This window comes from Arthrobacter globiformis NBRC 12137, assembly GCF_000238915.1.
Classification (GTDB): Bacteria; Actinomycetota; Actinomycetes; order Actinomycetales; family Micrococcaceae; genus Arthrobacter; species Arthrobacter globiformis.
In genome coordinates this window covers 110,454-128,976 of record NZ_BAEG01000054.1, presented here as the reverse complement: position 1 = coordinate 128,976, position 18,523 = coordinate 110,454, and the positions used below count along the sequence as shown (strand labels likewise).

General features: G+C 68.5%; 16 protein-coding genes and 1 pseudogene. 8 read left to right on the top strand and 9 right to left on the bottom strand.

What is annotated here, in order from left to right:
* Positions 1-109: 109 nt before the first annotated feature.
* The 4 genes from dnaG to ARGLB_RS10660 form a co-directional block, all read right to left on the bottom strand.
* Positions 110-2,074, bottom strand: a complete 1,965-nt coding sequence (gene dnaG, locus ARGLB_RS10675; RefSeq protein WP_003802108.1) for a DNA primase — start codon at positions 2,072-2,074, stop codon at positions 110-112.
* Positions 2,075-2,126: 52 nt separating this feature from the next.
* Positions 2,127-3,440 carry a deoxyguanosinetriphosphate triphosphohydrolase gene (locus ARGLB_RS10670; RefSeq protein ID WP_050934331.1) on the bottom strand — a complete coding sequence of 438 codons (1,314 nt, stop codon included), beginning with the start codon at positions 3,438-3,440 and terminating at the stop codon, positions 2,127-2,129.
* Positions 3,424-4,605 carry a tRNA dihydrouridine synthase DusB gene (dusB, locus tag ARGLB_RS10665; RefSeq protein ID WP_003802103.1) on the bottom strand — a complete coding sequence of 394 codons (1,182 nt, stop codon included), beginning with the start codon at positions 4,603-4,605 and terminating at the stop codon, positions 3,424-3,426. The genes ARGLB_RS10670 and dusB overlap by 17 nt, the downstream gene beginning before the upstream one ends.
* A 70-nt stretch (positions 4,606-4,675) precedes the next feature.
* The gene (locus tag ARGLB_RS10660) at positions 4,676-6,127 is read right to left on the bottom strand and encodes a YibE/F family protein (protein WP_083839636.1); all 1,452 of its coding nucleotides are present in this window, start codon (positions 6,125-6,127) and stop codon (positions 4,676-4,678) included.
* Positions 6,128-6,180: 53 nt separating this feature from the next.
* Here ARGLB_RS10660 and ARGLB_RS10655 point away from each other — a divergent pair, with 53 nt between their 5' ends.
* From ARGLB_RS10655 to ARGLB_RS10645, 3 genes are read left to right on the top strand one after another with little or no spacing between them, the layout of a single operon-like run.
* A complete protein-coding gene (locus tag ARGLB_RS10655) occupies positions 6,181-6,942 on the top strand; it encodes an alpha/beta hydrolase (RefSeq protein ID WP_050934330.1) in 762 nt (253 codons plus the stop codon).
* A gap of 19 nt (positions 6,943-6,961) precedes the next feature.
* Entirely contained in the window at positions 6,962-7,762 is an 801-nt protein-coding gene (locus ARGLB_RS10650; RefSeq protein ID WP_003802098.1) for a DUF1295 domain-containing protein, read from the top strand.
* Positions 7,763-7,779: 17 nt separating this feature from the next.
* Positions 7,780-8,622, top strand: a complete 843-nt coding sequence (locus ARGLB_RS10645; RefSeq protein ID WP_003802095.1) for a lysophospholipid acyltransferase family protein — start codon at positions 7,780-7,782, stop codon at positions 8,620-8,622.
* A 70-nt stretch (positions 8,623-8,692) separates the two neighbouring features.
* On the opposite strand, the gene ARGLB_RS10640 is transcribed toward ARGLB_RS10645, so the two are convergent.
* The 3 genes from ARGLB_RS10640 to ARGLB_RS10630 all read right to left on the bottom strand — a co-directional run bounded on the left by ARGLB_RS10640 (position 8,693) and on the right by ARGLB_RS10630 (position 12,232).
* A complete protein-coding gene (locus ARGLB_RS10640) occupies positions 8,693-9,655 on the bottom strand; it encodes a GNAT family N-acetyltransferase (RefSeq protein ID WP_003802093.1) in 963 nt (320 codons plus the stop codon).
* A 2-nt stretch (positions 9,656-9,657) separates the two neighbouring features.
* Positions 9,658-11,043, bottom strand: a complete 1,386-nt coding sequence (locus tag ARGLB_RS10635) for a glycine--tRNA ligase (protein ID WP_003802092.1) — start codon at positions 11,041-11,043, stop codon at positions 9,658-9,660.
* A 175-nt stretch (positions 11,044-11,218) separates the two neighbouring features.
* On the bottom strand, positions 11,219-12,232 hold the full coding sequence (locus ARGLB_RS10630) for a DMT family transporter (protein WP_003802089.1): 1,014 nt from the start codon (positions 12,230-12,232) through the stop codon (positions 11,219-11,221).
* 33 nt (positions 12,233-12,265) lie between these two features.
* On the opposite strand from ARGLB_RS10630, the gene ARGLB_RS10625 reads away from it, so the two are divergent.
* The gene (locus ARGLB_RS10625) at positions 12,266-12,499 is read left to right on the top strand and encodes an RNA-binding S4 domain-containing protein (protein WP_003802087.1); all 234 of its coding nucleotides are present in this window, start codon (positions 12,266-12,268) and stop codon (positions 12,497-12,499) included.
* A gap of 21 nt (positions 12,500-12,520) precedes the next feature.
* Here ARGLB_RS10625 and ARGLB_RS10620 read toward each other — a convergent pair whose 3' ends face one another.
* Positions 12,521-13,171, bottom strand: a complete 651-nt coding sequence (locus ARGLB_RS10620; protein ID WP_003802085.1) for an alpha/beta hydrolase — start codon at positions 13,169-13,171, stop codon at positions 12,521-12,523.
* 94 nt (positions 13,172-13,265) lie between these two features.
* On the opposite strand from ARGLB_RS10620, the gene ARGLB_RS10615 reads away from it, so the two are divergent.
* From ARGLB_RS10615 to ARGLB_RS10605, 3 genes are all read left to right on the top strand, one after another.
* Complete coding sequence (locus tag ARGLB_RS10615; RefSeq protein WP_050934333.1) at positions 13,266-14,138, top strand: SGNH/GDSL hydrolase family protein; 873 nt, start codon at positions 13,266-13,268, stop codon at positions 14,136-14,138.
* A gap of 68 nt (positions 14,139-14,206) precedes the next feature.
* The gene (locus ARGLB_RS10610) at positions 14,207-15,376 is read left to right on the top strand and encodes a winged helix DNA-binding domain-containing protein (protein WP_003802081.1); all 1,170 of its coding nucleotides are present in this window, start codon (positions 14,207-14,209) and stop codon (positions 15,374-15,376) included.
* An 81-nt stretch (positions 15,377-15,457) separates the two neighbouring features.
* The gene (locus tag ARGLB_RS10605) at positions 15,458-16,075 is read left to right on the top strand and encodes a hypothetical protein (RefSeq protein ID WP_003802079.1); all 618 of its coding nucleotides are present in this window, start codon (positions 15,458-15,460) and stop codon (positions 16,073-16,075) included.
* Positions 16,076-16,723: 648 nt separating this feature from the next.
* Here ARGLB_RS10605 and ARGLB_RS24515 read toward each other — a convergent pair.
* A pseudogene (locus tag ARGLB_RS24515) lies at positions 16,724-18,221 on the bottom strand (HNH endonuclease signature motif containing protein).
* On the opposite strand from ARGLB_RS24515, the gene ARGLB_RS23850 reads away from it, so the two are divergent.
* Complete coding sequence (locus tag ARGLB_RS23850) at positions 18,180-18,500, top strand: hypothetical protein (protein WP_003802071.1); 321 nt, start codon at positions 18,180-18,182, stop codon at positions 18,498-18,500. The pseudogene ARGLB_RS24515 and the gene ARGLB_RS23850 sit on opposite strands and share 42 nt — an antisense overlap.
* The last annotated feature ends 23 nt before the right edge of the window (positions 18,501-18,523 follow it).

The following is an 18,523-nucleotide window of genomic DNA, read 5'->3' as shown; positions in this document are numbered from 1 at the left end:
GGGTACTAGCCTAGCAAACACCCTGCCCGGAAACGAAATCGGCGTCTTTCCGGTACCGAAGACCCGGCCCGGGAGGCCCGGGCGCTGCTCCACGCGAGGCTGCTGCACGCTAGGCATCGGAGCGCAGCGACCGGCGCTCCATTTCGAGCATCATGAGCTCCCGGTTCAGCTGCTGGAACGCCTCGGGGTGGGCAGCGGCATCCAGCCGCTGCAGCTGCCCCAGCTTGTCCGCCTTCACACGGGTGATCTGCAGCTCGAACAGCCTGGCGAGGATGTCCCGGCAGTACTTCTGCACCGCTTCGGCAGTATGGGCCGGCAGCGGCACCACAGCGAGCTCCGAGACCAACGCCTGCAGGGGTTCGGGAACCTCCTGCCGCAGCGCCTCCACCCACTGCACGGCATCCCCGGAGAAGCCGGGAGCCGTGGCGCGGATGGCGTCATGGATGGCCTGGTAGGCAGGCGTGGCGAACCGGGCGGTCGCAAACCGCTCCCAGGCTGCCCCGCCCAGCATGGCCGGCTCCTGCAGGGCCACCTCGAGCGCCTGCCGCTCCATGGACGCCACCGGGTCCCGGGGATCCGGACGGTGGAAGGACGGAAGAACGCCCGACGGCGGCAGCGCCGCTACGCCGGGCACGTTCTGGCCGCTCCCCGGGGCTTGGTTGTATCCGGCGGCGTTGGACCGGCCGGCTGCCCCGCCGGCTTGTGAGCCGGACGCCTGCGCCCCCGAAGCCTGGGCCCCGGCCGGCCCGCGCTTCGCGGCGGCCGCCACGGCCCGCGTGACGTCCTCAATGGGCATCCCCAGCCATCCCGCCAGTTCCCGGGCATAGCCGGGCCGGAGCCCGGCGTCGCGGATCTGGGCCACAACGGGGGCGGACTCGCGCAGCGCGGCCACCCGTCCTTCCACGGTGTCCAGGTTGTGCCGCCGCAGGGTGGCGCGGATGGCGAATTCGAAAAGCGGGCGCCGGGAACTAATGAGGTCGCGGACGGCGGCGTCCCCCCGCGTCTGGCGCAGGTCGCAGGGGTCGGCCCCGGTGGGTTCGACCGCCACGTAGGTCTGGGCCACGAAGCGCTGGTCCTCCTCAAAGGCCCGCAGGGCCGCCTTCTGGCCGGCCGCGTCGCCGTCGAAGGTGAAGATGACCTCTCCCCCGGTGCCGTCGTCGGAGAGCAGGCGGCGGGCAATCTTGATGTGGTCGGCGGCGAACGCCGTACCGCAGGTGGCCACCGCCGTCGGAATTCCTGCGAGGTGGCAGGCCATCACGTCCGTGTAGCCTTCCACCACCACCAGCTGCCGGTCCTTGGCGATGTTCCGTTTGGCAAGGTCGATCCCGTACAGCACCTGGGACTTCTTGTAGAGCGTGGTTTCCGGGGTGTTGAGGTACTTGGGGCCCTGGTCGTCCTCATACAGCTTGCGGGCGCCGAAGCCGATGGTGTCGCCGGCGATGTCCCGGATGGGCCAGATCAGGCGGCCGCGGAAGCGGTCGTAGATGCCCCGGTTGCCTTCGGAGAACATCCCGGTGAGCTTCAGTTCGGCATCGGTGAAGCCCCGCCCGCGCAGGTGCTTGAGCAGCGCGTCCCAGCCCTGGGGTGCGTAGCCGACGCCGAAGTGGTCGGCGGCTGCCCGGTCGAAGCCGCGCTGCTGCAGGAATTTCCGGCCTTCCGCGGCGCCGGCGGTGAGCAGCTGGGCGCGGAAGAACTCGTCGGCGATTTTGTGGGCGTCCAGGAGCCGCTGCCGCTTGCCCACTTCCTCGCGGCTGGGTCCGGTGCCGCCATCCTCGTAGCGGAGCTCGTACCCGATCCGCGCGGCCAGCTTCTCCACGGCCTCGTGGAAGGAGGTGTGGTCCAGCTTCTGCACGAACGAGATGACGTCGCCGTCCTCGCCGCAGCCGAAGCAGTGGTAGCGGCCCACCTGCGGGCGGACGGTGAACGACGGCGAGCGCTCGTCGTGGAAGGGGCACAGGCCCTTGTAGGAGCCGAGGCCGGCGCCCTTGAGCGTGACGTAGCCGTCGACGACTTCCTTGATGTCCGTGCGCTGGCGGACTTCATCGATATCTTCCCGTTTAATCAGCCCAGCCACGAAGCAATCCTAGTCCCCGGGCACGGCGGCGGGAGCCGCCGTATGGCGGCCGTCACCAAAGCGACGGCAGGCTTCCCACGAGCCGTTCGTACATGGCCAGCGCGGAGCCGTCCGTCAGCGATGCCACCTGGTCGATGACCACACGCAGCCGGGCGGCGTCGTCGGGAGCTTCCCGCCAGTCCGCGGCGAACATCGGCTCGAGGTGGCGGTCCCCAGAAGCGTTCAGCGCCGTGACCAGGGCATGGAGCACCTCGCGCTGGCGTTCGTAGATGGGCTGCCGGTGGTCCGTGGTCATCACGAAGGTGGTGGCCAGGCCCTTCATCACCGCAATTTCCATGACGGTCTCGTCCGGAACCATGAGCTCGGCGTTGTACCGCGTCAGGTTCGCCGGACCGTAGACGGCGCGGGTGGTTTCCAGTGCGCTCTGGCAGAAGCGGCCAATGAGCTGGCTGGTCATGTCCTTCAGCGCCGCCATGGACTTGCGGCTGCCGTCCGCCTCGCGCACCCAGACGTCCGCGGCTTCCAGCCGTGCCAGGGCGGCGTCGATGGCGGCGGGATCGTTGTGCGGCAGATACCACTGCTTGGCGTAGCCCACCACGCGTGCCCGGTGGTCCGGGTTGTCCATCCAGCGCAGCTGGAAGTGGCCGGCCACGATCGCGTCCTCAACGTCGTGGACCGAGTACGAGATGTCGTCCGCGAGGTCCATGACCTGCGCCTCGAGGCAGGACCGCCGTTCCGGGGCGCCTTCCCGGATCCAGTTAAAGATGGGCAGGTCGTCCTCGTAGGCGCCGAACTTGCTGGTCCGCTGCCCGTGGATCACGGGGGCGTCCAGGGCGGACCACGGGTATTTCGCGGCCGCGTCAAGGCTGGCCCGGGTGAGGTTCAGGCCGGCCGGCCTGCCCTCCGGGTCGAGGACCTTCGGCTCGAGCCGGGTGAGCAGGCGCAAGGTCTGGGCGTTGCCCTCGAACCCGCCGATGGCATGGGCCATCTCGTTGAGCGCGGATTCCCCGTTATGCCCGAACGGCGGGTGCCCGAGGTCGTGGCTGAGGCAGGCGGTGTCCACCACATCGGGATCGCAGCCGAGGGCGCGGCCAAGTTCCCGGCCCACCTGGGCCACCTCAAGGCTGTGCGTCAGCCGGGTGCGGACAAAGTCGTCGGTGTCCGGAGCAACCACCTGTGTCTTGGCACCGAGCCTGCGCAGCGCAGAGGAGTGCAGCACGCGGGCGCGGTCACGCTCGAAGTCCGAGCGGTACGTGCTCTTGGGCGGCTCCTCCACCCATCGGGCGGAATCGTGGGCTTCGTAGCCCGGCAGCGCCTGCGGGGTGGTGCGGGCATCCGCCAGCCGGCTTTCAGCCACCGGACACATCCAGTTCCGCCGCGGCAATGTCCCGCGACTGGTCCTCGTTCAGCTGGCGGCTCATCAGCCAGTCCTTGGGCAGGGCCGGTTTCTTCGGCGAGCCGGCGCGTCCACGGGGCCCTTCGGAATCAACGCCGGGATACGGCAGGTCCATGTCCAGCTGGTCCAGCAGTTCGCGGAGCACTTCGAGTGTGGGCACTGTGGCGAGTTTCGCCCGCAGTTCGCCGCCCACCACGTAGCCCTTGAAGTACCAGGCCATGTGCTTGCGGATTTCCCGCAGCGCCTTGTATTCGTCATTGCCGAAGGTTTCCACCATGAGTTCGGCATGCCGGTAGACGCCCTCGGCCACTTCGCGCAGGCCTGGCCGGTGCCGCTGGTCGCTGCCGTCGAACGCCGCCTGCAGGTCTCCGAACAGCCAGGGCCGGCCCTGGCAGCCGCGGCCGATGACGACGCCGTCGATGCCGGTTTCGCGGACCATGCGGACGGCGTCCTCGGCGGACCAGATATCGCCGTTGCCCAGCACCGGAATGTCCGGCAGCGCCTCGCGCAGGCGGGCGATAGCTGACCAGTCCGCCTGGCCGGAGTAGAACTGCGCCGCTGTGCGGCCGTGCAGGGCGACGGCGGCAACACCGGAATCGCGCGCGATCCGGCCGGCGTCGACGTACGTCAGGTGGTCATCGTCGATGCCCTTGCGCATCTTGATGGTCAGGGGGATGCCGCCCTTGGAGGCCTCCCGCACGGCGGTCTGGACGATGGAGGTGAAAAGGTCGATCTTCCAGGGCAGCGCCGAACCACCGCCGCGCCGCGTGACCTTGGGTACGGGGCAGCCGAAGTTGAGGTCAATGTGGTCCGCCCGGTCCTCCTCCACCAGCATGCGGACGGCCGCACCCACAGTGACGGGGTCTACGCCGTAGAGCTGGACGGAACGGACTTTCTCATCCTCGTCGTGCGAGATGATGCGCAGCGATTCCGGCGTGCGCTCCACGAGGGCACGGGAAGTGACCATCTCCGCCACGTACAGCCCGCCGCCGTATTCACGGCAGAGCCTGCGGAAGGCGGTGTTGGTGATTCCGGCCATGGGGGCGAGCACCACCGGGGTGTGCACGGTGATGGGGCCGAGTTTCAGCGGCGGAAGTTCCAGCCGGGGGGCGGGAGGCGTAGCTACAACAGTCACCCCTCCATTGTCTCAAAGCCGGGCAAATCGTCTCAAAGCCGGCAAATCGTCAGGGTGCCGGCTGCGGCGCTCAATCCCGCTGCGGCTGATCCCGTTGGGCGGCACGCCGTCCCCGCCGGGTCGCCGGCGGCGCGTCAGCGTCGGCGTTTTCCCGGCCAGCCACCGCCGCGGCGGCCGCAAGCGCGCCGGTGTCCTCGACGTCGTCGGCGGTTATGGCCGTCCTTCCCCGCGGCTGCTGCCCAGGCAGGCCAGCACCCCGGACTCCCGTGGCCTTGACCACCAACACGGCGATCAGGGTGGTGACCGGAATCGCCAGGACCAGCCCGATTGAGCCGACCAGCGTGCGGATGACCTCCTCGGACAGTTCGGCGCTGGTCAACGCCTCCCCCAGCGGACGGTTGTAGAGCATCACGATGATCAGGATGGGCAGGGCGGCGCCGGCGTAGGCGAACGCGATGGTGTACACGGTGGAGGCGATGTGGTCGCGGCCGATCCGCATCGCCGAGGAGAACAGCTTCCGCGCGCTCGTGTTGGGCGCGAGTTCGTACAGTTCCCACACCGCGGAGGACTGCGTGATGGTGACGTCGTTCAGCACGCCGAGCCCCGAGATGATGAGGCCGCACAGGATGATGCCGGAGATGGAGATGTTGTCCGAGATGTTCACGAGCGTGGCGGCGTCGTGGCTTCCCACGCCTGCGAGGTTCGCCGCGTCGGTGGCCCAGGCCGCGAGCAGCGCGGTGATGCCCAGCCCGAAAATGGTGCCCAGCAGCGCCGTCGAGGTCCGCGCCGAGAAGCCGTGCGCGAAGTAGAGCACCCCGATCATGATCACCGTGGAACCGACGAGGGCCAGCAGGAGCGGCGGCTTGCCCTCCACGAGGCCGGGAAGCATGAAGCTGCCCAGGACAAAATAGGCGCCGACGAGGCCGATCAGGGCGCGCAGCCCGCGCCAGCGCGCCACGGCCACCACCACTACGGCGTAGAGGATGGCGAGCAGGATGATCGGCATGGTGCGGACAAAGTCCACAAAAATGTACGACGGCGACCCCTGGGCCGCCGGGGCATCGGCGCCGGTGGCGGCAGCCTGGGCGTTGGACAGGTTCAGGTAGCGGATGTTGTCGCCCACCTTCACCCCGTGCGACTTGGCGATGTCCGGGTTGATCACCACCTTGACCGGGTTGCCGCCCTTGTCCGGCTCGGTGAACGCGAAGGTGCACTGCGAGCCGCCGGCCGTATTGCCTTGGGCTGTGGAGTCTGTTGCTGACGCCTGCGTGCAGTTCTCCGTGACCACCCGCTGGATCCGTCCTGTGTCGAAGGTGACGCCCGGAGCTGCGGCATACGGGTTGGCCAGGGTCAGGCCTTCCTTGCTGCCCGAGGGCCAGAGCGCCGCCATGGCCGCGAGGGTCAGCAGTGTCAGCGGAACCAGCACCGCGGCCAGAATCCTGTTTGCTTTCCTGCGGGCAGCCATCGCTTCAGCGGTTGGCTCCGAATGCCCTGTGTGACCGTGGGAGTGACCTGCACCCATCAGCAGTTGAACCTCATGCTTGAACTCTACGGCGGCCGCCATAGGGTTGGTAAATGAACCACGAAGTGTCGGAGGATGCAGCAGTGAACCAACGCCGAACTGGCCACGAAGCGGTGCTGACGGTTCTGGCCCCGTCCGGTCCCACCCGCGGCGTGGCCTTGGTCCTGCACGGCGGCAAGTCGCACAGCTTCGAGCCTGTCCAGGCCCGGCACCTGAGCCCTGCGCGGATGGTGCCGTTCGCCCGCCACCTGCACGCCGCCGGCCGGAAACACGGCCTGGCAGTGTGGATCCTGCGGAACAGCGTGCGCGGCTGGAACGGCGAGGACATGACCCCACTGAAGGATGCGCGCTGGGCGCTGGCCAGGATCCGCGCGGAGCACCCCGGCGTGCCCATCTACCTGCTGGGGCACTCGATGGGCGGCCTCACCGCGATCTGCGCCGCGGACGAACCGAACGTGGACGCCGTGGTGGCGCTGGCTCCGTGGCTCGATGATGTCACTCCCGCGTCCGCCGTCACCGGACGGAAAGTCCTGATCGTTCACGGGAACGAGGACCGGTGGACGAGCCCGTCGGCCTCACTGCGGTTCGCGCGGCGCGCTGCACCGGGTGCGGCGGAGCTGCGCTACGTCTCGCTCCGCGGGGCGGGGCACTTCATGTTCCGGCGGGTCCGGCTGTGGCACAGGCTGGCCACCGGGTTCCTGATGAAGGCCTTCATGGAACGGACCGGAGTTCCCGGGGCAGGATCCTCCGCGCCCGCCGCAGCCCTGGACAGGGTGATTCCCCCGTCCGGCGAGGCACTGCCCTTGGTCCTCTAGGAAGTAGGCGACCACTGTCATGAGCCCGTTTCCGCTGGAGGCGTTTCTGGCCAGCCTGCCGTGGACGGCGCTGGGCGTGGTGCTGGTGCTCGCCGTCACCTATGCCGTGGCCGTCGGCCAAGCGCGGCATTCGGTGATGGACGTGGCTTGGGGTCCGGGTTTCGTCGTCGTCGCGGTGATCTCCTTTGTCCTCTCAGCCGGGGAGGGCGACGGCGGCAGGCGGGTACTCCTGCTGGTCCTGGCGGGCATCTGGGGGATCCGGCTGGGCGCGCACATCGGCCGCCGGGCGCGCGGCGGACATGAGGACCCCCGCTACGTGGCGCTGCTCAAAGGAGCACGCGGGTCCCGGAACGCCTACGCCCTCCGCCGTGTCTACCTGCCCCAGGGCCTCGTGATGTTCTTCGTCTCGCTGACCATCCAGGTGGGCATGTTCGCCACCGGTCCGCTGGGTCCTCTCGCCGTGGCGGGTTCGGCAGTTTGGCTGATCGGGTTCATTTTTGAGTCCGTAGGCGACCGGCAGCTGGAGCAGTTCAAAAGCGATCCGGCCCGAAAGGGAACCGTCCTGAACACCGGGCTGTGGCGCTACACCCGGCACCCCAACTATTTCGGCGATGCCGCCGTCTGGGCGGGCCTGTTCCTCGTCGCGGCGGAGTCCTGGCCCGGCGTGCTGACCGTCCTCTCCCCTGCGCTGATGATCTGGACGCTGGCCGCCAAGACCGGGAAGCCGCTCACCGAGAAGGCCATGTCCGGCCGCCCCGGCTACCGTGAATACGTGCAGTCCACCAGCAGCTTTATCCCCTGGCCCCCGCGGCGGCACTGAAGGCCTCCGAGGACCGCATGCCCTGGACCCCAGCCGCCAGCGACCGCTTCTACCGCCTCCTTGTCCGGACCGGGCTGTTCCTGCGGTGGCTGTTCCGGATCCGCCTGATCGTGACCGGGCAGCGAAACCTGCCCGGCGAAAAAGCGCGAAGTGGCGACACGGCGGCGAGGGCGGTGCTGCCGGGCCGGGGTGCCGTCGTCGCCATCACCCATTTCGGATATCTGGACTTCGCCGCTGCCGAACTGGTGCTGTGGCGGCACAACCGCGGGCAGCTGCGGTTCATGATCCACCAGGGAGCCGCGGACCACTGGCTGGCGGGTCCTTTCATCAGCGCAGCGGGCCAGGTGGTGGTGCCCCGCGGTTCGGGAACTGCGGCCTACGACAACGCAGTGGCAAGGCTCCGCGCCGGCGAATACCTGGCCGTCATGCCCGAGGCCGGCGTAAGCCGCAGCTTCAAGGTCCGCGAATGCAAAACGGGGGCCGTGCGGATGGCGGCCGAGGCAGGCGTGCCGCTCATTCCGGTCTCCGTCTGGGGTGCCCACCGGATCCTGACCCGCGGCAACGGCCTTCCCCTCCACCGCGTCTGGCGCGCGCCGGTCCGGGTGCATGTCGGCGAACCGGTGCATCTGGCCACGGGGATCGACGCTGAGGCTGAAACGGCGCGGCTCCGCAGGACCCTCCAGGCTGGCATCGACGCCGCGATCGCCGGCTTTCCCGTGGCACCGCGGCCGGGCGACTGGTGGATGCCGGCGGACCTCGGCGGCGGCGCCATCTCGGAGGCGGAACGCCAAAAGCTCGATGCGGCCGATCTGGCGAGGGACCGCCGTCGTACTTCCCGAACGGCGCACCCAACTACGTAGCAGCACAGGGCGTTCCCAGACCTGGGAACGCCCTGTGCTGCTACATAGTTGGGTCAGTTACATGGCTGGGTCAGTCGGAGACGACGAACGTCTCGGAGCCCTGCCGGCGGGCCTTGCCCGCTTCCATCAGGGGCCCGACGACGGCGCGCAGCGCTGACATTGAATCGTCCACTTCCATGAGCACCGGGTATTGGTAGGCGATGAGGGCCAGCAGGTCACGGACCGCGGCCTCTGCCTCATCGGCGTCCAGCTCCGGCTCGTGGCCGAGGAACACATCCGAGGGGTGATCAGAGTTGCCCTGGGCATAGCTGATCGCGAAGGCCTGGATCTTGCCCTTCCGGCTTGCCGGCACGCCTGCCCCGAAGGCGCTGGCCTTCGGGGCGCGCAGCACGATCGCGCCGTGCGCGCCGCTGAGCTCATCCAGGAACAGCCGCTGCACCGTGCCGATGCCCAGTTCGCCCGGGCTGTCCCAGCCGTGGACGGACGAGTAGTACCGGCCCACGACGTCGGAAAGCTCCACGGACCCGGTGGCCAGGTCCTCGATGCGTTCCGACGCCGCTTCCTCGGAACCGTCGCCGAAGACCGGCAGCTTCAGGGCCGCCGGCTCCACCACGACGAGCCGGGTGTGCTGGATCGGGGTGAGCCCGGCCGCCTCCGCGAACGCGGCGCCGGTGGTACCCGGCTCCACCTTGCAGCGCAGCCGGGTAACGCCCGACGGCGATCCCTCCGCCTCGCGGCGCAGCATCATGAGCAGCGTGGAGCCGATCCCGGCCCGGCGGTGGTCGCGGGCGACTTCGACGTACACCCAGAGCCGCTCCGGGTGCAGGCTGGCCTCGTGGACCACGCCGGCGGCAACCGGGATGGCCACGCCGTCGACGACGTCCTCGGCCACGATGCAGCGCCGCCACGGCGCGTTGCCGGAGGGCGCGAGGGTGCCGCGGAACTGACCCGCCTGGTCGGTTTCCGGGTCGCCCCAGATCTCCAGCAGCGCCAGGTCGTCGCCCTCGCGCCATTCACGGTATTGGATCGCCACGGCTAGGCGCCGATCAGCCGTGCGGCCAGGTAGCCCTCCACCTTGTCCAGGGACACGCGTTCCTGGCTCATGGTGTCGCGTTCACGGATGGTGACCGCCTGGTCCTCGAGCGTGTCGAAGTCCACCGTGATGCAGAACGGGGTGCCGATCTCGTCCTGGCGGCGGTAGCGGCGGCCGATGGCGCCGGCGTCGTCGAAGTCGATGTTCCAGTTCTTGCGCAGCTGGGTGCCCAGGTCCTTGGCCTTCGGGGACAGGTCCTCGTTGCGGCTCAGCGGCAGCACCGCGGCCTTGACCGGCGCGAGCCGCGGGTCAAGCTTGAGCACGGTGCGGACGTCCACTCCGCCCTTGGCATTCGGGGCCTCATCCTCGGTGTAGGCGTCGATGAGGAAGGCCATGAAGGACCGGGTCAGGCCGGCGGCGGGCTCGATCACGTACGGCGTGTACCGCTCGTTGGTGGCCTGGTTGAAGTAGCTGAGGTCCGTTCCGGAGGCCTTGGCGTGCGTGGACAGGTCGAAGTCCGTGCGGTTGGCGATGCCTTCGAGCTCGCCCCACTCAGAGCCCTGGAAACCGAAGCGGTACTCGATGTCCGTGGTGCCCTTGGAGTAGTGGCTGAGCTTGTCCTGCGGGTGCTCGAAGAAGCGCAGGTTCTCCTCGCGGATGCCCAGGCCGGTGTACCAGGCCATGCGCTCCTTCATCCAGTACTCGTGCCACTCTTCGTCGGTTCCCGGCTCGACGAAGAATTCCATTTCCATCTGCTCGAACTCACGGGTGCGGAAGATGAAGTTGCCCGGGGTGATCTCGTTGCGGAAGGACTTGCCGATCTGGCCAATGCCGAAGGGCGGCTTCTTCCGGGAGGTGGTGAGCACGTTGCTGAAGTTCACGAAGATGCCCTGGGCGGTTTCGGGGCGCAGATAGTGCAGGCCCTCGTCGCTGGCAACGGGGCCCAGGAAGGTCTTCAGGAGGCCGGAGAATTCCTGCGGCTCTGTCCACTCGCCGCGGGTTCCACAGTTGGCGCAGGCGATGTCCTTGAGGCCGTTCTCGGCGGGGCGGCCCTTCTTCTCCTCGTATTCCTCTTCGAGGTGGTCGGCGCGGTAGCGCTTGTGGCAGGAGAGGCATTCGACGAGGGGGTCGGAGAAGACCTCGACGTGGCCGGATGCTTCCCATACCTGGCGGGGCAGGATCACTGAGGAGTCCAGGCCCACTACGTCCTCGCGGCCGCGCACGACTGACTGCCACCACTGGCGCTTGATGTTTTCCTTCAGCTCGGCACCGAGGGGTCCGTAGTCCCAAGCGGAACGCGAGCCTCCGTAGATCTCCCCGGCCTGGAAAACGAAACCTCTCCGCTTGGAAAGGGAAATGACCTGGTCGAGGACGGATTTTGCTGCCATGGGAACTCCAATTTCTACAGGGCCGCTGGGTGCGGTCCGCGGTGTCTCTGGCCCTGGACCGCGGCTGGATGCCGGGCGGGGGCGTGTGAAAGGGAAAACTGTGCAGGAAGCTGCGAGTCCTAGCCTACCGGGAGCTGCCTCCGGAAGGCGCGCCCCCATCTCCGGAAGGCGCCGCTCATCTTCGGAAGGCACCACGCGGCCAGGGCAGGGTGGCCACGACAATGGACGCGAGGGTCAGCAGGGTCCCCAGAACCGTGGCCGCCTCCACCACGGTGCCCGGCGTGGGGACCAGCAGGTCCAGGCCGAGCGACCCCAGGAGCTGCCCGGCGATCATTCCCAGTCCTGTCACGAGCACGCCGAGGCTGCGGACCAGCAGCGCGCCGAGGCCGATGAACACGCAGCCCATGGGCCCGCCGAGGTAGTACCACCACTCCCCCGGCAGCGGGTTGGCCGGCCCGGCGACGGCCACCTTGATGGACCAGGCAACCCCCAGCACGCAGGTTCCGGCGATGAAGTTCACCAGGGTGGCCGCGATCGGGGTTCCGTAGTGCACGGTGGCGGTGCCGTTCATGGCCTGCTGGAAGCTCATCAGGAACCCGGCGAGAACGGGCAGGATGATCGGCAGCAGGAGCGCTGCGGGGTCGGCCGCTCCGCCCGCTGCCGCACTGCCGGCCGCGCCCGCAGCCCCCGCTCCGCCGCCGGCGAACCGGGGCGACACCGCCCAGGAGACGGCCGCGATGGTGAGGATGCAGCCGATGACGCGGATGCCGGTCACGGACTTCTTGCCGGCCGGACCGATGCCCAGGCGGTCCACGAGCAGGCCGCTCAGTGTCTGTCCGGTGACGGTTGCCACGGTGAAGAGGGCAATGCCCAGCAGCCCCACCGTGAAGGACTGCGCGAAGACGAAGAAGGCTCCGATGCCGCCGGCGAGCGCGTAGTACGGCGGGAAGCGGCGTTCCCGCAGGGCGGGCAGGATTTGGGCGAGGCCGGCGCGCCCGCGCGGAGCCAGCAGGGACACGATGACCATCACGATCAGCCCTGTGCTGAAACTGACGACGGCGGCGGCTATCCCGTCCCCGAGGCGGGCACCGAGGGCCCCGTTGATGCGCCCCTGGACGGGGATGGCAAGCCCGGAGGCCACAGCCATCGGAAGGCCCACGGCAAGGGGCAGCCGGGGTGCATGGGTCATTCGTTTCACCTTACGTCAGGCATTATTACTGGTATGAGCAACCCGGAAATCGAAGAGATCCCCATCCGCGACACCATGATCCGCCTGGGCCAGCTCCTGAAGCTCGCCAACCTCGTGGAGGACGGCGTGGAGGCAACGGAGCTGATCAAGAACGGCCTGGTCAAAGTCAACGGTGAGATCGATGACCGGCGCGGCCGGCAGCTTCACAACGGGGACACGGTCACCGTGAACGGCCAGACCGTCCGGGTCAGCGCTCCCCAGGCGTAAAAGCTTTTGCTGCAGGAGGGCCTACTTGTTCAGCACCTCGTGGGTGAGGAACTCGGACACGTGCCCGACCTCCTGGGCATTGATGCCGTGCCACATGCCGGTGTAAAGGACCTTGGTCAGCTTTACGTGCTTGCGAACCCAGCCCATCGTGTATTCGATCTTGTCCGGCGTGATGACCGGGTCCTGCTGGTCCCGGCCCCAGAACAGCGGCACCGTTCCGTCCAGTTCGGCGTCGCGGAACTCGCCGTCGGACTCCGCATTGACCACAAAACCTGAAAGGCCGACGACGGCGGCAAAGTCAGCGGGCCGCTGCCGGAGCAGCGTCGTGGCCATGGCCATGCCCATCGAGAACCCAAGAAGGGTGACCGACGGGTGGTTGGCCTTGACCGTGTCCAGCCAGTCCAGGACGTACGCTGACGCAGCCTTGACGGCGTCGACGGAGTATTCGATCGAGCCGGTCAGCGGGAACCAGGAAAAGCCCGGCCCCATGGCGATGGGTGCGCGGACCGATGCCACCGCGAAGTCGTCCGGCAGCATCTCAGCCAGGCTGAGGAGGTCCTGCTCGTTCGCGCCGTAGCCGTGCAGCAGGACGAGCAGTGGCTTGCCGGCCCTGGCTTCCTCAGGCTTGGACCACAGAACAACGGGGGCAGGAAAGGAGTCGGCTAAAGTCATGGCTCCATTCTTACAGTTACCCATCGGTAACAACCTACGGTGGCGTAGCCAGGCGGTGACGGTACAGGATGGAAAGGTGAGCGGAACCGAACCCATGCAGCAGCCCCCGGAGCCCTTGGAAGAATCCCAGGTGTCTGCGGACCGGCACCCATGGAGCCGGTATGTGGCGATGGGTGATTCCTTCACCGAAGGTATCGGTGACCCCGAACCCAACAGCCCGGGCGGCTACCGCGGCTGGGCGGACCGGGTAGCAGAAGAGCTCGGACGGGGTCATGAGGATTTCGCGTATGCCAACCTTGCGGTGCGGGGACGGCTGCTGCAGCAGATCATCGACCAGCAGCTGGCGCCCTGCCTGGCCCTCAAGCCCGATCTGGTGACGCTGTCCGCCGGCGGCAACGACCTCATCCGGCCCGGCGGCGACCCCGATGCCCTGGCCGAACGGCTCGACCCGGTGGTGCAGATCCTGGCGATGAGCGGAGCCACCGTGGTGCTTTTCAACGGCCCGGACACAGGATCGTCCGTCCTTGGGCGGATCCGCAGCAAGGTGGCCATTTACAACGAAAACCTCCGTACCATCGCCGCCCGGCACGACGCGATCATCGCCGACATGTGGTCGCTCCGGCAGCTGAAAGACCCGCAGATGTGGAACGAGGACCGGCTGCACTTCTCGCCGCTGGGACACCACACCATCGCCGCCATGGTGCTCGAAGCCCTGAACGTCCAGCACAGCCTGGAGCCATTCTCGCCGAAGCCGCTCCCGCCGCGCAGCTGGCGCGAGGCCCGCAGCGAAGACCTGGTCTGGGCCCGCGAGTACTTTGTGCCGTGGGTAATCCGGCGCATGCGCCACCGGTCCTCCGGCGACGGCATCGCCCCCAAACGGCCGACGCCGGGACCCGTATTCGGTCCGGGTGTTCCGTTGGGTTCGGGTGAAGGGCCGCTGGGCCTGGGTGATCCCGTCCGGCATTAGCCGGCGGATGGCTGGGGCAGGTGACCGGTTGGTAACTGAACTGCCAAAGGTGAGGAGCGGCGTCGGGCATGGAACCCCATGAGGTGCTGCGGACCCGCCTGGCCGGCCAGCAGCTGAGGGATCCGCGGGCCGCCGCGGCGGAGGATGCCCTGAAAAACCTGCTGGCGGTCCAGGCGCAGGAGTTCCCCTACGCGCGCTGGTCGCTGGCCCAGCGGACCACCGGCGCGGCGGCCGCCGACGTGGAGCAGGCAGTTGCCGACGGACGGATCCTCCGGACCCACATCCTGCGGCCCACCTGGCATTTTGTGCACCGCGCTGACCTGCCATGGCTCCGGGCCCTGTCCGCACCACGGCTGCACCAGGCGAACGCCGGCACGTACCGCAAGACCGGGATCGACGATGCGGCAGCGTCCCGGAGCGCCGGCGTGCTGGCGGAAGCGGTGTCCGGCGGCGTGCACCTCACCCGTGAGCAGCTGGCGGCAAGGCTGCAGGGTGCGGGATTCCCGGCCAAGGGACTCGCCCTCGCATACCTGATCATGCACGCCGAGATCAGCGGGGTGCTGGTGAGCGGCGCTCCCGTCCGCAGTCCCGGCGGCGCGCTGCGGCAGACGTACGCGGCGTTCGATGAGCGCGTGGCCGGGGCCACCCCGGCTGCCGCGCCCTCACGGGAGGAATCGTTGGCGGCCCTGACTCTGAGGTATTTCGGAAGCCGCGGGCCCGCCACCGTCCGGGACTGCGCGGACTGGTCCGGACTCACGATGACTGATGTGCGCAGGGGGCTGGCACTGGCAGGAGAGATCGCTCCGGGCACCATCGTTTCCGCCGGCTTCGACGGCGCCGAGTTCTATCTCCGGCCGCCGGAGGCTGAGGAGGCGCAGGGGCGGGGCGGGGAATCGGCGCCGGCGGGTGCCTGGGATGGCCAGCCGCAGATCGACCTGATCCAGTGCTACGACGAATACATCATGGGCTATTCGGTCTCACGGCACTACTTCGGCGGAAGCGCGCCGGCCTATCCCTTTGGCGACAATCCCATGCACGTGGTCCTGCTCGACGGGGTACTGGCGGGCTCCTGGCGGCATTCCCTGGTCCGGCGGGGGTCCGCCGCACAGCGCTGCGTACTGGACATCCGGCTCTCCCGGCCGCTCGGATGGGAGCTGGAAAACGCGTTGGACCTGGCGGTGGCAAGGTACGGGGACTTCCTCGGCATGCCGGCGGTCCGGATTCCGGCTGGCACCTGACGTCCAGTGCGGCCCTCCAGCGATGATGTGCGCCCTGGGCATAAGGATCCTGGATGCGTTCCCCGGCGGGACTAAGCTGGAATGGACACTCACCGAGAGGGCCCCACCGTGTTCGACTTGTTTTTCTGGATCATCATTCTGGCCGTCCTGGTTCCCATGGGCATGCGGATGTACCGGCGGTCGGTCCAACAGCGGAACCAGGGGCCCGGCCTGCCCGGACAGTACCCCGGCCAGTTTCCCAACCAGATCGACGACCAGTTCGGCAACCAGCCAGGCAGCCGGTTCGGCGGCCCGTTCCAGGGCCGTCCGGACAACCGGCCCGGGGACGGCTACACGCAGCAGGACTACTTCAGCGGTGGATTGGCGTTTCCGCAGCGCGGTGGCCGGGAAGAGCTTCCGCCCCTGAATCAGCCCTACCCGGGTCAGCCGTACCCCAACCAGCCCGGTCCCGGCGGCACCGGTGCGCCGTCCTGGCGGCAGGGGCCGGTCCCCTACGAGGACAGCCCCGAATACCGGGCCAACCCGCCCCAACCACAACAGAACCCGGTTACTGGCCCGGCGCCCTCCGCTCCCCCGCCGCCGTCGGCCCCGCAGGGTTTCCGGGCGCGGAAACTGGCCGAACTGGACCAGCAGTACAGCGACGGCCAGATCTCCATGGAGGAGTACATGGCCCGGCGCAACGACATCATGAACGGTTAGGCAGCCGGCCGCCGCTGTAGGCTACGGGCTGACCGCCAGGGTGACAGGTGCTGCCGTCGAGGGTCCGCCGCAATCGGCCGTGCCACCGATCCGCTGCCAGTTCAATTGCACCTTTTCTTCCGCGAGAGTCCCGCCCACGGCGTCCAGAGCCCGTACGGTCGCTGATCCGGGAGAGTCCATGTCGAAGCTAAAGCGCCAGGTGTCCGCGCCGACGTTCTCGACCGCGATGCGGTGAACGGCAGGACCACCACCCGGGGGGAAACCGAGACCGTTGGCGCCGGTCGGTGTCGTGGTCGGGCTTGGAGATACCGGCTGCGGGGTGGGGCGTTCGGTCGCCCGGGAACACGCGTCCGGCGTGCACAGCTGGACCCAGGCGACGTTACGGGTGTCCCCAGCCAGGGCCACAGTGACTGAGTTGTTCCACCCGATTGCCGGGCAAACCCGCGCGCATCCCGTTACCGGCAGGAGCCCTGACAGCAGGACTGCAAGGCAGGCAGTGGATCTCAGCCGGGGCATGCGGCCAGCATAGATCCCCCAATGCCCGCAGGATAGGTGCCCGCAGGATAGGTGTCCGCCGGCCGTCGCGTTTGGCCGGTCCTTCCCGGCAGGCTGACCGGCAGCCGGTGGAGGCCCGCATCGGAACTGCGCCTACGCAGCGAGCGGATCCTGATTGCGTTCACGCTTCAGGGACTTGGCACGATGAAGCAGCTCCCGTTTGCGGCCTAGGCGTGTGGCTATAGTCGGGGTCCCAGACGCGGGCGGCGGTGCAGTGGAATGGCTGGTGAAGCTGGTTAGTCCGTGGTTTTCGGGCAGGCCGGGGTCAAGGCCGTTGAGTATGGCTTGGATTTGTGGTGGCCAGTGGGGTGGTTCCCAGTCGGGTTGTTCGCTGGGATAGTGGCGGCCGGTGGGTGAGGTCCAGCCGGGAGGGTCGTTGGCGGTGGCGGCGGTGGGGGCCCAGGCGGAGCCGTGTTTGAGGCGGTGGTGTTTGGGGCAGGGTTGGCTAAGGTTGCTGATCCCGGTGGGTCCGCCGCGGGCCCAAGCCAGGAGGTGGTCGGCGTCGTTGTCCAGGGAGTGGTTGTTGCAGGCCGGGAACGTGCATTTGGCGTCCCTGAGCCGGAGCCATTGCCGTATGGGTTTGGGGATGCGGTAGCTGGTCCGCCCGATTTCCAGGGGAGCGCCGTCGCGGGGGTCGGTCAGCACCCTGCGGAATGACGGTGCCTCGGCGACGAGTGCACGGGCCATGGAGGGCGGGATCGGCCCGTACCCGTCGAGCAGGGCCGGTTCCTCGGTCAAGCCGAGCAGGGAGAACGCCGGAACCGTGACCAGGACCTGGGCCACGGGCGAGGGGACGCCCCCGACCGGCGCAAGGCCTTCCCGTGCCCTTCAACAGTACTGCCGCCGGTGTGGCCGCTCCCCGGGCCACCCGCAACGCCGCCAGACCCGGTACCGTCCGCCGCCCCCTCGACGATTTCACCCGTGATACTGACCGGCGTGGGTTCGAGGCCGGTGTGAGGAGCCAGGTTGAGGCGATGTCGGCGCGCAGCTGGGTCAGGGTCCTGGCCTCGGCCGGTCCCTGCATGGCCCGGGCGGCGGCGGTGGTGCGGTCCCAGATCCCGGCCGCCTGCGCCGCGGGCAGGTTGGCCGAAAACCAGGCCATCCCGTCCCGGTCCGGGGCGTACTCCACCCGCCGGTCAGTGGCACTGCGGCTGTGGCGTGTTTCGATGCTGACCCGGTGGTGCCGCTCCCGCCAGGTGCGGACCTTCGCCCGGAACCGGCACGGAACAAGCTCCCCCGCCGGGCAGCCCCTGGCCGGGACCGGCGCGGCCGGGTCGAGGAAATGCGCCTCCAACGCTGCCGCCCCGGCCAGATCGAGGTCCGCGGTCTCGTCCACCATAATCCGGGCGTGCTGCCAAGAAACGGACCCTGCCTGCAGCGCGGACAACGTCAACCGCAGCCCGGTGATCAGGATGCCGGCCTCGAACCGAAGTGCACTGGCGGCGCGTTCGCTGATGGTCAGGACACCGGCGATCTCCGATGTCACGGCCATCTCCCTGACGGTACGGTCCTGCGGGGACGCGGCTGGCGGCGTCACGGCCTTCTCCACGTGGGCGTAACCGGCAACGAGCCGCACTTTCAAAGCCGCCATACGCGCTTCCATTTTGGCCAGCTCGGCCAAACCATCAAGGCACGCATCCGCCCGATCCCGCAACGGATCGGCCACGCCCCCGTCCACGCCCGAGATCTGCCCACCCTTCAGCGGGCCATTTCCCATAGCGAGATCAACAAAAACAGCCAGCGCACCGACCGAGGCGCCGATAGCCTCCACCGTCTCCACAGCTGCACTGCTTTCCATACCCGAAGCATCTCACCGGGCACCGACATTTTTACTGCGCGGGCGCGGCTCTGGGGCCACACCTGCCTGTGAGGACCGTTCGCGCGAAATCCCTT

Coding starts and splice junctions, on each gene's coding strand:
- ARGLB_RS10615 (WP_050934333.1), top strand. CDS start 13,266: ATGCAGCAGCCCCCGGAGCCCTTGGAAGAATCCCAGGTGTCTGCGGAC.
- ARGLB_RS10645 (WP_003802095.1), top strand. CDS start 7,780: ATGCCCTGGACCCCAGCCGCCAGCGACCGCTTCTACCGCCTCCTTGTC.
- ARGLB_RS10610 (WP_003802081.1), top strand. CDS start 14,207: ATGGAACCCCATGAGGTGCTGCGGACCCGCCTGGCCGGCCAGCAGCTG.
- ARGLB_RS10660 (WP_083839636.1), bottom strand. CDS start 6,127: ATGGGTGCAGGTCACTCCCACGGTCACACAGGGCATTCGGAGCCAACC.
- ARGLB_RS10655 (WP_050934330.1), top strand. CDS start 6,181: ATGAACCACGAAGTGTCGGAGGATGCAGCAGTGAACCAACGCCGAACT.
- ARGLB_RS10650 (WP_003802098.1), top strand. CDS start 6,962: ATGAGCCCGTTTCCGCTGGAGGCGTTTCTGGCCAGCCTGCCGTGGACG.
- ARGLB_RS10635 (WP_003802092.1), bottom strand. CDS start 11,043: ATGGCAGCAAAATCCGTCCTCGACCAGGTCATTTCCCTTTCCAAGCGG.
- ARGLB_RS10625 (WP_003802087.1), top strand. CDS start 12,266: ATGAGCAACCCGGAAATCGAAGAGATCCCCATCCGCGACACCATGATC.
- ARGLB_RS10630 (WP_003802089.1), bottom strand. CDS start 12,232: ATGACCCATGCACCCCGGCTGCCCCTTGCCGTGGGCCTTCCGATGGCT.
- ARGLB_RS10670 (WP_050934331.1), bottom strand. CDS start 3,440: ATGTGTCCGGTGGCTGAAAGCCGGCTGGCGGATGCCCGCACCACCCCG.
- ARGLB_RS10605 (WP_003802079.1), top strand. CDS start 15,458: ATGGACACTCACCGAGAGGGCCCCACCGTGTTCGACTTGTTTTTCTGG.
- ARGLB_RS10620 (WP_003802085.1), bottom strand. CDS start 13,171: ATGACTTTAGCCGACTCCTTTCCTGCCCCCGTTGTTCTGTGGTCCAAG.